This is a genomic window from Puniceicoccaceae bacterium, from assembly GCA_040224245.1.
Classification (GTDB): domain Bacteria; phylum Verrucomicrobiota; class Verrucomicrobiia; order Opitutales; family JAFGAQ01; genus JAKSBQ01.
This window is the reverse complement of record JBEGIR010000038.1, coordinates 1-12,686: the sequence shown is the minus strand read 5'-3', so window position 1 is coordinate 12,686 and position 12,686 is coordinate 1. Positions and strand designations below refer to the sequence as shown.

At 55.9% G+C, this 12,686-nt stretch carries 8 protein-coding genes; 4 read left to right on the top strand and 4 right to left on the bottom strand.

The genetic code is table 11. The annotated features are described in order from the left end of the window. Positions 1 to 21 precede the first annotated feature (21 nt). A complete protein-coding gene (locus ABQ298_06390; GenBank protein ID MEQ9823995.1) occupies positions 22 to 1,650 on the top strand; it encodes a diacylglycerol kinase family protein in 1,629 nt (542 codons plus the stop codon). 82 nt (positions 1,651 to 1,732) lie between these two features. On the opposite strand, the gene ABQ298_06385 is transcribed toward ABQ298_06390, so the two are convergent. Then, positions 1,733 to 5,218 (bottom strand): TonB-dependent receptor plug domain-containing protein, encoded by a 3,486-nt coding sequence (locus ABQ298_06385; protein ID MEQ9823994.1) that lies wholly within the window; start codon positions 5,216 to 5,218, stop codon positions 1,733 to 1,735. 298 nt (positions 5,219 to 5,516) lie between these two features. Here ABQ298_06385 and ABQ298_06380 point away from each other — a divergent pair, with 298 nt between their 5' ends. From ABQ298_06380 to ABQ298_06370, 3 genes are all read left to right on the top strand, one after another. Continuing rightward, a complete protein-coding gene (locus ABQ298_06380) occupies positions 5,517 to 6,602 on the top strand; it encodes a LacI family DNA-binding transcriptional regulator (GenBank protein MEQ9823993.1) in 1,086 nt (361 codons plus the stop codon). 146 nt (positions 6,603 to 6,748) lie between these two features. Beyond that, complete coding sequence (locus ABQ298_06375) at positions 6,749 to 7,771, top strand: CNNM domain-containing protein (protein ID MEQ9823992.1); 1,023 nt, start codon at positions 6,749 to 6,751, stop codon at positions 7,769 to 7,771. A 145-nt stretch (positions 7,772 to 7,916) separates the two neighbouring features. After that, the gene (locus ABQ298_06370) at positions 7,917 to 10,067 is read left to right on the top strand and encodes a TonB-dependent receptor (GenBank protein MEQ9823991.1); all 2,151 of its coding nucleotides are present in this window, start codon (positions 7,917 to 7,919) and stop codon (positions 10,065 to 10,067) included. A gap of 133 nt (positions 10,068 to 10,200) precedes the next feature. Here the strand turns inward: ABQ298_06370 and ABQ298_06365 are convergent, their stop codons facing one another. The 3 genes from ABQ298_06365 to ABQ298_06355 all read right to left on the bottom strand — a co-directional run. Next, positions 10,201 to 10,995 (bottom strand): GYF domain-containing protein, encoded by a 795-nt coding sequence (locus tag ABQ298_06365; protein MEQ9823990.1) that lies wholly within the window; start codon positions 10,993 to 10,995, stop codon positions 10,201 to 10,203. Positions 10,996 to 11,120: 125 nt separating this feature from the next. Next, positions 11,121 to 11,951 carry an NAD(+)/NADH kinase gene (locus ABQ298_06360; GenBank protein MEQ9823989.1) on the bottom strand — a complete coding sequence of 277 codons (831 nt, stop codon included), beginning with the start codon at positions 11,949 to 11,951 and terminating at the stop codon, positions 11,121 to 11,123. 5 nt (positions 11,952 to 11,956) lie between these two features. Further along, positions 11,957 to 12,686, bottom strand: a 730-nt coding sequence (locus ABQ298_06355; protein ID MEQ9823988.1) for a TlyA family RNA methyltransferase, incomplete at its 5' end; no start/stop codon positions are given.

Below are 12,686 nucleotides of genomic sequence, written 5' to 3'. Positions count from 1 at the left end.
GATCGGTGAACCATGAGGGGAATGAACCGGGGAATTTTGTATGGGCTGCTGGCAGTACTGCTGGTCTGGATGGGGTGGAGCAGCACCAGTGTGTTATTGCGCGTTTTGGTGTGGTGGATTGCAGTCGGTGCGGCGTGGTTTGCGCTGGGTTACGTCTCCGGTCGAGGGGAATTGCTGTTTAAGTCCCCGCGAGGCAGGTTACCGATTGCGATCAAAATCGTGCTGATGCCGCTCCTGTTCGGCGTGGGGATTTACAATGTGATTGCGCGGTCTCTGGATTCCAGTCCGGCGTTTCAGGAGATTCGCGAGGGCGTCTGGCTGGGCCGACGCCTGCTGCCCTCTGATTTTGCACACATTCGGGAGCTTGAAATCGGTGCGGTACTGGATGTGACAGCTGAGTTTGACGCGTTGTCGGAAATTCATCTGCTCGCGCACATGCAATACCTGAACATCCCGGTATTTGACCATGATCGCATGCGATTGGGACAGTTGCAACGGGCGGTGAGTTGGATGCATGAACAGCGCAATGCCGGAAAGTCGGTGTTGGTGCACTGTGCACTGGGGCAGGGACGCTCGGTGATGGTATTGCTGGCATTTTTGAAGACCCTGTCGCCGGAAAGCAGTTATGAGGAACTCTTGACTGAGGTGAAGGGCATTCGCGCGAGTGCCAAGCCGAACTCCCGCCAGATGGCGAGTCTTCGCCGTTTTGAAACCCAGCGTCCCCGCCGCCGTCAACGGCGTTTGCTCTTGATCCACAATCCGGTGGCGGGAAGTGGCAGTGATGACAGGGACCTGGGAACCATCAAGGGGTGGCTGGAACCCTACATGGAACTGGAGGTGGTCTTGACGGAGCCGGACACCGATGTGGGTTCCCAGATTCAAGCCGCGCTGCAAGCGGGATGTGATGGTGTCATTGCATCTGGAGGGGATGGTACTGTTGCTGCGGTGGCTACTTCCCTGGTGGGGACTGGAGTTCCGATGGGCATCATTGCGCGAGGCACTGCAAACGCGCTGGCGGTGAGCCTGTATGGCAGTGGGCTGCGGTTGGATCCGCTCGGAATCGGTTGCAAACACATCATCGCTGGAGTGCGGCAGCGGATCGATGTTGCACGGATCGGGGAACAATCGATGTTTCTGCTGGCTGGTTTTGGGGTAGAGGCAGGTATGGTGGAGCGCGCGGACCGGGAGTTCAAGCGAAGTTGGGGACCGCTTGCCTACATCATCAGCGCCTGGCTTCAGGTGGAGAAACAGCAGCTCTTTCACGTGGAATTGACGGTGGATGACGAGCGCCATGAATTCGAGTCGGGAAGTGTCGTTGTTGCCAATGCGGCTCCGATGGCTTCGGTCTTTGCGCTCGGAGGTGGGGTGCCGGATTTCTGCGATGGTCAACTGGATGTGACGGTGCTGACGGGTGACACCTCATTTGCGCTCGATCTGGAGACGCTGCTGGAATTGTGGCAAGGAAAGTCTCAGGAAAATGCTAACGGTTCACTGCATCATTTTCGGGGACGCAAGATCTGCATCCGCACGGAACCTGCGCAAGCGATGGTGGTGGATGGAGAGTTGGTGGAGGTGAAATCTCCCTGTGAGTTTGAAGTGCTTCCAGCTGCATTGACGGTATTTCGTGCGATGGAGGAGAACACCGACTGAGCGAAAAAAAGAGAGCCCCCATCTTTCGATGGAGGCTCTTGACCCTAATGATTCCGCGCGGAAACCAAAGTGATTTGGGTGCTTAGAATCTGAACGTATTGGTGATTTCCCAACCCATGTTGGGAGCAATACGAGCAGCAGCTGTGCTGCCATCGGGCTGAGTTGAAATCGGGATCAACTCGTTCTTGCCGAAGGCATTGCGGATATTCAGCTGGATGCGCCAGTGGATCTTGTCATTGATCGGACGCTCATAACCCGCCCAGAAGTCGAACTCAGTGCGCTCGCCTCCAGTGTAGGGGTTACCCACATCGTAATCGACGCCACCTTCGGGACGCGGGATGATGGGGTAGCCGATGGCCACCTTGTCCTGCCAGCGGATACCACCACCGACATTTGCACCCTTGAGCACACCGTCGATGAAGCTGTAGTTGGCAACGAAGTTCGCGCGCCACTTGCGCAGCTCGGGAGTTGCGGTGCCTTCGAGGATCTTCATGATCTCATACTGACCGAGGAAGCGGTTTGTCCAGTCCTGCAGGATGGAGTCACCACCGCCCCACCAGATGCGCATTTCACCAGCAGGTGTTGTGCGGTAGTAGTCGAGGCGTTCTTCGACGTAGTCGACGAAGGAACCGCCGACGTTTGCCTGCATGGCTTCCGTCTTGGCGACATTGAGCGAGAGGCGCAGGTTTTCCAGCGGATTGGCGATCAATTCGATTTCCAGACCCTTGGAAACGGTGTCACCCGTAGCGGTCATGCCGGAGGGTGGGTTGGTTGTCTGGTGATTGACGCGCAGGGACTCGTCGCTGAGATCTCCACCCCAAGCGGCGATGATGTCGGTCGGCGGGTTGGCAAACCACGCTTCGAGCGATGCGGCCTGGAGGGCTGCGGTTTCTTCGGGACTCATGCCGTCCTTCGGAGACCATTCCAACAAGCCATCGCGGTAACGAACGGCGTAGGAGTGAGCCCAGTTTTCGGGAATCCCGATCGCCCAGTGGATGTTCGCGATGGCACTGTTGCTGTCGAACGCAACCTTGGTTTCATACCAGTTGACGCGCGCTGCGTAGCGGTTGTCCTTGGTGGAGATCATGAAACCATAGTCCTCGGTGGTTCCGGATGGAGCGGGCAGGGGACGATTGAGGATGTCCACGCGACCAGCAGCAGGCTGGAAGTTCTCAGCATCGTTGTAGAAGACGCTGAGATTGAACGGCAGCCAACCTTCGGGCAGCAGCTGATCGAGGTGGGCCACGATGCTGTAGCTGGTGGTATCACCCGTTTGTTTGGCATGTTCCTCTCCCCGGATCTTGAAGTCATCCATGTTGACCGTGCGGTCCGCATTTTTGGGTGCATTGATGGACCAGTTGCGTGCGGTATCTTCACGATAGCCCACTGTTCCCACCAATGCTCCGTCCCAGAAGTAACCCTGCCAGACCAAGACCTTGGACTCCACGATATCCCGGATGCGGGTTGCATTGGTCAGCGTGTAGGGTCGATCATCGGGATCCGTTGCATCGAGCACGCGGAAGGGCACGTTGGTCCAGCCGACATAGTTGGCAGGATTGTCTCCCTGAACGAGGTCACGACTACCAATGGTGGACAGACCTGTGCGCGGATTGGTCCACGGAGCGTTGAAGTCGACTCCGGTTGCATTCCAGTGCGTGTCAAAGATGTAGACCTGACCGTCCTGGGGTTTTTGGGTTGCCGTGATGCGCGGGATGTTGGCTCCGACGGCAGAGTTGCGGTTGATGAGGGATTCGCCGAGGTAGTGAACCGTGTTGATCTGGCGGTCATTTTCCTCATAGCTGTCGAATCCGATGAGATTTCCGAAGTCGGCATCGGTCGCATAGCGCTGGAATTCCTCACGATACTGACGACGCTCCTGCTCGGAATACACCCCACTGATCACATGGCGTCCGAGGATGCGGGTGAGCAGGTTTTCCTTCTTGATGAGGTCACCGATATCGAGATCGACATAACCGGTGAAGCGGAAGGACTCGCGCTGGCTTTCGGCGTAGCCGTTACCGTAGCGGCCTGCATCCGTCACAAACGGGCGTCCCACATTCGGGTTTGGACTTCCGTCGGGCAGGTTGTGGTGAATGTCGATGTAGATATTCTGGCGCTCGTTGGCGAGCAGGCGCAGGATCTCGTTCGTATAGTTCTGGTCATCGTATACGAATTCCAAACCGACCTTTTCGTTGAAGAAACCCTGAGAGATCGTGAGATTGAAAGTATCCCACTCCTGGAACTCGCGTTTGTTGTCGCCATCGATCAGGTTGTTGTAGAAGTCGAAGATGCTGGAATCGAGCAGGTGCTGATTCTTGTAAACACCATCATCGGCATTTGGAAGACCCCGGCGCTGCGCGGCTTCATGGTAGGCACGGATCGCGCGGAACTGAGATGGAGACACTCCGGCAACGTTGAGATCGTTTCCGTTTTCATCCTTGTGAGGGGTGTGTGCGTTGGTGCGCTCCGGCTCTGCGAAGTAGCGTGCCATGGTTGAGGAACTTGCATCATCCCAGATTGCAAGCACACCTCCGAAGAGCTGACCCCAGTTTCCGATCCAGGGATCGAAGTCGGGGTTTGCGGTTCCGTCGGCGAAGGTATTGTGCTCCCAGGCCGTGTTTGGACGCTTGGAATCGCGATCCATGTTGTCATATGGATCGATGGTCAGCTTGTTCATGTGGGTGAACCAAGGCGTGATATTGTCGCCAGGCGTCACCGTGCGTGGGCGATTGCTCGTGATGTCACCGACTTCGGCATTGATGCGAATCGTGGTGCGCGCCGAATCGGTTCTCAGGAACTTCGGCTCGTATTTTGCGGCGAAGTAGAGACGCTCATCCTCAGCAAAAGCGGGTTTTTGCTGATATTTGGTTTCGGACATCAGCGCCGATACGCGAACGGCGAGTTCGTTGTCGAGCACCACGCGGTTGTAGTCGAGTGTGCCGCGATAGGAACCGTAGCGGCCAAAACGAGCGGAGACTTCTCCGTTGGTTTCGGTGAAGTCTGCGGTTCTGACAGCCGTGTTGATGATACCGGCGGGTGAACCGAGACCAAACAGGATGGAATTCGGGCCACGCTGCAGATCCACACGGTCCACATTGAAGCTGTCCCACGGGATATCCGTCACAAAGAAGTCACGGGTATTGTCCGCAGCGGTCAAGCCTCTCACACGGGTATTGGTGTGCGGGGTGAGGAAGGTATCCGCGCCCTGATAGGAGAAGGACCCTGAACTCGGGACATTGGTGAAGTTACCGTCAATACCGGCGACTTCCGTTCCCAATGTGTAGACGAGCAGGGTTTCGTTATTGGTCGCACCTGTATCCTGCAGGAATTCCTGAGTCACCACCGAAATCGCGGAACCCACATCCTTGAGTTCGGTGTTGAGACGGGTACCGGCAAGAGTGCTGGTAGCGAGGTAGCCGACGTTATCGGTCGTATCGACCACAAACGGGCTGAGTTCATAGATGTCCTCATCGGACTCCTGGGTCTCTTGAGCGGAGACCGTCTGTAGTATCACCACGGGTATGACCGTGAGATACCAATGCTTTCTTATCGCACTGAGTATTTGCATGCTATTTTAGGGTTATATTTTAGGGTTGAACAAATTAAACGTTTAATTAGTGTGCTGGAATGATGACAGCGCAAAGCCGACATGGGGGGTGGATCAATGGGGATCGTTCGGTTGAGGGTCGATGGACTCACGCATCAGCATACAGGCGATCACCTGGCAGCTTGTCGCATCGATTTGGGTCAATGGGGGTTTCAGGGGTGTTTCAAGTCGTAGGGGTGAAGTGGGGTCTTCATTTTCTTTTTACCACGCTTGGGGCCTGAGCAAGAAGTGTGGCGATTGTCTACCTGTAGAATAAGCGATGAACAAACGAATTACACTAGCGGATATTGCGGCTGAAGCGGGAGTTCATAAAACAACGGTCTCCATGGCGCTGCGCAATCATCCCAATCTGCCGCGACACACCATCGAGCGCATTCAGCAGATAGCGGAACGCATGGGATATCGGCCTGATCCGGCTCTGAGTGCACTGAATGCCTATCGACACGACACACGTACGGCGTCCTCAGGGGGGACCTTGGCTTACCTGACCAACTGGAATTCGCGCTTTGGGTGGAAGGAGCACTCCGCGCACCACCTTTTTTTTGAAGGCGCAACGCAGGCCGCGTATCGGCTTGGATACAGTATGGATCACTTCTGGATCGGCGACCCCGAATTGACGCAGACACGCCTCAATCACATCCTGCAGTCGCGAGGGATTCGGGGGCTGTTGCTCGCCTCTTGGCTACCCCAGCACGACCTGGAACTGGAGCTTGAGTGGGACCATTTCACCGGTATCAAGATCGACTACTTTCCCAGTGCCGTGAGCCTTCACAGCGTTACCAATGATCAATTGACCCTGATGCAGCTGGCATTTCAAAGTCTGCTGGACCGGGGTTATCAGCGCATAGGACTCGTGATGCCTGATCTGTGGGACAGTTATGTAAAAAACGCCTGGTCGATCGGCTGCCTGGCGGCCCAGCAAACGGTTGCCCCTGAAACACGAGTGCCAATGCTTCGCTATGGGGCATCGACGGTCTACGGAGTTGCGGATACCAACATCCGTGTCAGTGCCGACATGCTGCGAGAGTGGATGGCTGCCAATCGCCCGGACGTGATTTTGAGCTACGAACCCTACGTCCGGGAAGCCTTTGCAGAACTGGGTCTTATCCCGGGTCAGAACCTCAGTTATGCGGATTTGTTTGTGGAACGCGGAAATGTGAGTGTTGCCGGTGTGGTCAACCGTTGCGAAGATGTGGGACGCACGGCTGTGGAGTTGCTGGTTGGACAGATACAGCGCAACGCGATGGGGCGTGTCGAATATGAAAACCGTATTCTCGTTCAGGGATACTGGGTGGATGGACCCTCGCTGGTGGCGGCTCCGGAGGTGAGGGCAGGGAGTGCTTGAACAATATCCCGAAGGAAATCTGAAGTTCCTCATGGCGCGGGGCAGGGTTGCTACGGAAACGCGCGATGATCCCTTGCAGTATGAGCGGCGGCTGCCCGCATTTGCATTTGACAAAAGGCAAGTTCTGCAGGATTGATTGCAGCAAAATGACCTTATTGATCACCTATCTGCTTCTTGCAGTCGGAGTTTCCTTTCTTTGTTCCATTCTTGAATCGGTCCTGCTTTCCTTGACTCCTTCATTTGTGAAGGCCCAGCAAGACGCTGGAACAGTATCAGGTCGACTGATGCACGGCCAGAAGACCGATCTCGACAAGCCGCTTGCCGCGATCCTGACGCTGAATACTGCCGCACACACGGTGGGTGCGGCAGGTGTGGGAGCACAGGCACATTTTGTGTTTCACAACCTTCCCACTACAGTGATTTCAGCTGTACTGACGCTTGTGATTCTGATTTTTTCGGAGATCATTCCGAAAACCATAGGTGCCAATTTTTGGCGGGTACTGGCAGTTCCAAGTGCGTATCTGATTCACGGGATGACCCTGTTGCTCTGGCCATTCGTGGTTCTGTCGCAGTATCTGTCCAAGTTGATCACACCCCAGAATGTCGAACCCTCGATCAGCCGGGATGAGATGATTGCCATGGCCGACATTGGGCACCAGCAAGGCATCATTGACGAGGCTGATGCCCGCACCCTTCAGAGCGTGATGCGCTTTCAGTCTCTGCGTGCCCATGAAGTTCTGACTCCACGCACGGTCGTGCAGTCCCTGAGTTCTGACATGACGGTCAGGCAGGCCCGTGAAGCCATTGCCGGACAAAAATTCTCGCGCTATCCGGTGCTTGAAAAGTCGGAACACATTCTTGGCTACGTATTGCAGAGCGACATTCTGTCCGAAGCGGCTGAAGACCGCTGGGAACGTCCCTTGGTGGAACTGGTGCGACCGGTTCCGATGATTCTGGAAAGCCTGCCCTTGAAGGGCGCCATGAGCATCTTTCTCAAGGAACGGGAACACCTTGCTGTCGTGATCGACGAGTTTGGCATTTTCATGGGCGTGATCACGCTGGAAGACGTGGTGGAATCCCTGATCGGACTTGAGATCATGGACGAGGCAGACGACGTGGAAGACATGCGCATGCTTGCCCGCGAAACACTCGCCAAGCGCCACAGCTGAAGATGTCGCTTGCCCGCCGCTGAATTGGCGTGACCTGTTTAGAGGGTAACGTATTAAACAAAATCCTTCCTGGAGTGCATTCACTCCCGCGTGGGGTCGATAGCAAGGGTCTGGATTTGCTACAGTGCAGTCCATGACATTACACATGCTATCGTGTCTCCCTTTTCGAACCCGCGCCATCGCACTGCTCAGCTTGCTCGGTTCCGCCTGGCTGTTAGCCGCGCAAACGGAAGAATCTGCACCACTGGTGGATCTCGACACCTACGTCGTGACAGCATCGGGATTTGAGCAGACGCTTGCGAAGGCACCAGCCAGTATTTCCGTGGTTTTTAATACAGACCTGGTTCAGCGTCGCGCCAGCAGCCTCGCCGAGGTTCTTTCCGAGATGGAGGGGATTGATGTGGGTGCGTCAGTCGGAAAAACCGGCGGCATGAACATCAGCATGCGCGGCATGCCGAGTGACTATACCCTCGTGCTCATTGATGGTCGTCGTCAGAATACGGCAGGTAATGTGACACCCAATGGATTTGGTGAAACGTCAACCAGTTTTCTTCCACCGCCATCTGCAATCGAGCGCATTGAAGTGATCCGTGGACCCATGTCCACGCTCTACGGATCGGATGCGATGGGAGGTGTCATCAATCTGATCACACGCAAAGTGCGCAACACCTGGGGAGGCAGTCTCACTGCGGGCGGTACCCTGCAGAGTGATTCCGACTATGGTGGCAGCTACCAGAGCAATCTCTACGTCAGCGGCCCGCTGGTGGCGGACCGATTGGGGCTGGTGGTGCGCGGTGGCTGGTATGAGCGATTTGAATCGGACCTCGAATACCTGGATGCCGATGGCAACCCGCTGGAAGTCAGCAAACGGGGTCCGAGTCCGGTTGCCGGAAAAAACTACAATGTGGGTGGACGCCTTACCTGGCTTGCCAGTGCTGACCATGAGCTGTGGTTTGACGTGGACCTGCACCGCCAGCGTTATGACAATTCAGAGGCTCAGTTGGGAACCCTTGGAGAGCGTGGATATGCAGAAGTGATGCGTTTTCACCGCGATCAATGGACGCTCTCGCACCAGTGGATTCTGGACTGGGGACGCGTGGACACCAGCCTCATGCAAAATGTGACGGAAACCCATGGGCGCACGATCCCGAATGGAACTCCCGGAAAAGAGCCGGGATCCCCACGTGACCTGGAGAATGATAATCGGGTTCTGGACAGTCACCTGGTTGCGAATCTGGGAGATCACACGCTCGTTGTCGGTGGACAGTGGTGGGATGCAGAGATGATTGATGGTGTTGCACCGGCACCCTATACCCATACCCAGTGGGCACTTTTTGCGGAGAACGCCTGGGAGCTGCAGGAGGGACTCACCCTGACTGTGGGTGCGCGGCACGACGATCACAATCGCTTTGGCAGTCATTTTAATCCGCGTGCCTATCTCGTCTGGCAGGCAACGCCATCATGGACTCTCAAAGGGGGAATCAGTAAGGGCTTCAAGGCTCCACGTCTGGATCAGATCAGTGAGGGCATCACGGGCTTCACCGGACAGGGTACCCGACCGACCATCGGCACTCCAACCCTGCAGCCGGAGACCAGTGTGACGACGGAAATCAGCGCGATTTTTGACAATCAAACCGGGCTTCGTGTCGTGATCACCGGGTTTCACAACTCCTTTGATGATAAAATTGCCAATGGTCCGGGCTTGCTCAACGCAACCTGGGCGGACGAACCCAACCGTCCGGGCAGTGTGGACTACGGTTACTGGCCTCTGGTGGACACCTTTTCTCAGCTGATCAATGTGGATGAAGCCGTGACTCAGGGAGTGGAAATGAATGCGCGCTGGAAGCTCTCGGACCGATGGGAAGTGAGTGGAAACTACACCTTTACCGACAGTGAGCAGAAAAGTGGGGATTCCAAAGGACAGCCCTTGTACAATACCCCGGAGCACATGCTGAACGCGCGCGTGAATTTTACGGCAAACGAAGCATTGAATGTCTGGATCAGTTCGGAGTATCGCAGTGAGCGCTACCGTAGCCCCTCAAGCAGTTCGACAAATCTGCTCAAAGAAACCCTGGGGGATTATCGGGCCTATACGGTCTTCAATCTTGGTGGTAACTGGAGGATCCACGAACAGCTGACTCTGAGTGCGGTGATCTACAATCTGCTCAACAAGGACTTTGTGGACTACCAGCCCTATGTGAGCAATAGCAACACGGGGGCTATCAGCTACTCGAATCGCTTTGCCAATCCGATGGAACCGCTTCGGTTCTGGATTTCAGCAAACTGGCAGTTCTAATTCAGATTTCAACCCGTTTCCGAATGGGAACGGGTTGTTCTATCAGCGTCAATCCCATCCATGGTGCCCGGAGTTGAGCAGTGGCTCGGCTCCGGGTTATGCGTTTCGTTCCCCGACAAGGGGGTCTGCATGATCAGGGATAGAGGATAACCCCCGTGATCGAAAAGTATGCAAGAGTTGCGGAACCGATCATGCCAAGAATCAGGCTAAAGAGCATCCATCCCGCTCGTGTGGAAATGGTAGCAACGAAGAGGCCCGCTCCCATGAAAACCGAACACATTGCAAAAAACGGGTTTTGCCAGGCCCAGAAGAGATAGGAAAACAGGCCGACGCAGAGAGCTGATGTGAATCGAACCCAGGGAAAGAGGGAGGTAACGCCCAGAAAAACTCCGATAGCGAAGGCGGCGTGAATCAAACCGATGAGCACCATTGGGTTGAGCAGCACCGCATAGAGTGCGGACTCGGATTCGATGGCATCGGAGACCAGTGCACGGGCTGGAAAAATCAGCGCAACCGCACTGAGTGCGAGCAGGGCACCGATCCCTGGAACTGCCAGCTCTGCTGCCTGTTCCCGCGACTTTTTCCGGCGTCCGATGTGGCGGGTTTCCCGGGTATCTCCCGACGCAGCGGCGAGGATGGTCTCGGTGCTCACTTTGGGAGCGACTTTGCCCTCGGCGATTTCGTTTGCGACATGGTCTTCAGTCGGAACAGCTTCGATGCGGTTGAGACTCAGGCGTTTGCGCTCGGGAAAAAGGGATGGCAGCAAGTCTGGATAGGCAGTGACGGGCTTCCATGTTTCGGAAACATCGTCATAGAGCAGGGTGTCTTCGGTCACATTGCCGGTCTCTGCAAGCGAAATGAGCTGTTCGAGACTGAGCGGGCCTCGGGCATGATCCGTGTCGGGTTGTTTGATGTAGTACTCGGACATGAGATTTTGCGATGAAGGTTGCCCTGTAAACCCGGTTGCACTGTGAAGGGAAGCAATGGGCGGGGGATGGGGAAAGTGAATGAATCAGCGGGATGATTGGCAAATGCAAAATCGATGGGGGCAGACTACATCCACTTGAGTTTGGTGCGCAGCATCTGGTAGTGGGAGTAGTCAGCGGCGTGGATCAGGCGAATGGAGCGACTGGCCATGCGGATGTGCAGGGGCAGCGGACTTCCTCCTTCCGGAGGATTGAGGCTGCGCCCATCGACGCTGATGTGAACGTTGAGTGGATGCACGGACGGGCAGCTCTCGACGGTCAACGTAGCTTCGTCCGGGAAGATGAAACTGCGATTGCTCAGGGTGTGGGCGCAGATCGGGGTCATGGCTACGGAGCGATTCTGAGGGTGCAGGATGGGGCCTCCTGCGGACAGGTTGTAGGCAGTTGATCCGGTGGGTGTTGCAAAGATCAGACCGTCACAGGAGTATTCGGCAATGGCATGGTCGTTTTCGAACACCTTCAGTCGCATGAGATTGATGGTGGTGCTTTTGATCACGACATCGTTGAGCGCAACGTGACGGTAGTTGTCAGGTCCAAAGCTGGATTCGATCAACGAGCGATGGTCGAGGCAATAATCGCCGTCGAGGATCGACAGGATCTGGTTCTGAATCTCTTCGGGGGTGTAGGTCGCGAGAAATCCGAGTTTGCCCAGGTTGACACCCAGGATGGCGGTGTTGGTACGAGCCGCTTCGGGCACGGCACCCAATATGGTGCCATCACCTCCGATGACGCAGCACACATCCATTGCATCGAGAGAGTGCAGTGGCAGGGGGTATTCGGTGAGCAGGGTCGTTTGAACTCCACGTGCATGGGCTGTCTGCACGATGCGTTCGGCGAGCAGTTCGGCGCCGGGTTTGAGCGGATTGAGCACCACGGCCATGGATTGGATGGGTTGCATTGCGGTCAGTGGGTATTGCGGTTGATGGGGGGATCGAAGCATGCACCGTCGCCAACAGCTTTTGCACGTGCCTGTTTCTTCAGAGCCAGCAGAAATTCCTGGTTGCCATCGGTGCCCTGTATGACCGACGGTTCGAATGCGAGCAATTCAACATCGGGAAGTTGCTCCAGTGCGAAGTTTCGAATCGATTCGGCGACGGATCGACTCAGTTGCGGGTCACGAATGACACCCCTGCACTGGTCCATGATGGATTTTTCGGCTTCAAATTGAGGCTTCACCAACGCGATGAAGACTCCGCCCGGTTGCAATACCTGCCATGCGGGCGGCAGGATGAGGCGCAGGGAGATGAACGAGACATCGGTGACGATCAACGGGTAGTCGGGAAAGGGGAGATCGGCTGCCTGCAGGTGGCGCGCATTGTATTTTTCGATATTGGTCACTGCGGGATTGGCGCGCAGCTTTGCATGCAGCTGATGCCGACCGACATCCAGACAGATAACGTGTTGCACGCCGTTCTGCAGCAGGCAATCGGTGAATCCACCGGTTGACGCTCCGATATCCAGCGCACGCGGCAAGTGCAGATCGAGTGAAAGGCGCTGGAGTACACCCTCCAGTTTTTCACCTCCCCGACTGACAAAACGTGGGGGTTGGATCACGGTCAACTCCAAGTCCTCAGGCAGCAGTTTTCCCGCCTTGTCGAGCACTTCGGTTCCCGTGCGAACCTTTCCGGCCATC

Bases quoted from the DNA above. Each gene is read 5' to 3' on its own strand.
- ABQ298_06390 (MEQ9823995.1), top strand. From the start codon at position 22: ATGAACCGGGGAATTTTGTATGGGCTGCTGGCAGTACTGCTGGTCTGG.
- ABQ298_06385 (MEQ9823994.1), bottom strand. From the start codon at position 5,218: ATGCAAATACTCAGTGCGATAAGAAAGCATTGGTATCTCACGGTCATA.
- ABQ298_06380 (MEQ9823993.1), top strand. From the start codon at position 5,517: ATGAACAAACGAATTACACTAGCGGATATTGCGGCTGAAGCGGGAGTT.
- ABQ298_06375 (MEQ9823992.1), top strand. From the start codon at position 6,749: ATGACCTTATTGATCACCTATCTGCTTCTTGCAGTCGGAGTTTCCTTT.
- ABQ298_06370 (MEQ9823991.1), top strand. From the start codon at position 7,917: ATGCTATCGTGTCTCCCTTTTCGAACCCGCGCCATCGCACTGCTCAGC.
- ABQ298_06365 (MEQ9823990.1), bottom strand. From the start codon at position 10,995: ATGTCCGAGTACTACATCAAACAACCCGACACGGATCATGCCCGAGGC.
- ABQ298_06360 (MEQ9823989.1), bottom strand. From the start codon at position 11,951: ATGCAACCCATCCAATCCATGGCCGTGGTGCTCAATCCGCTCAAACCC.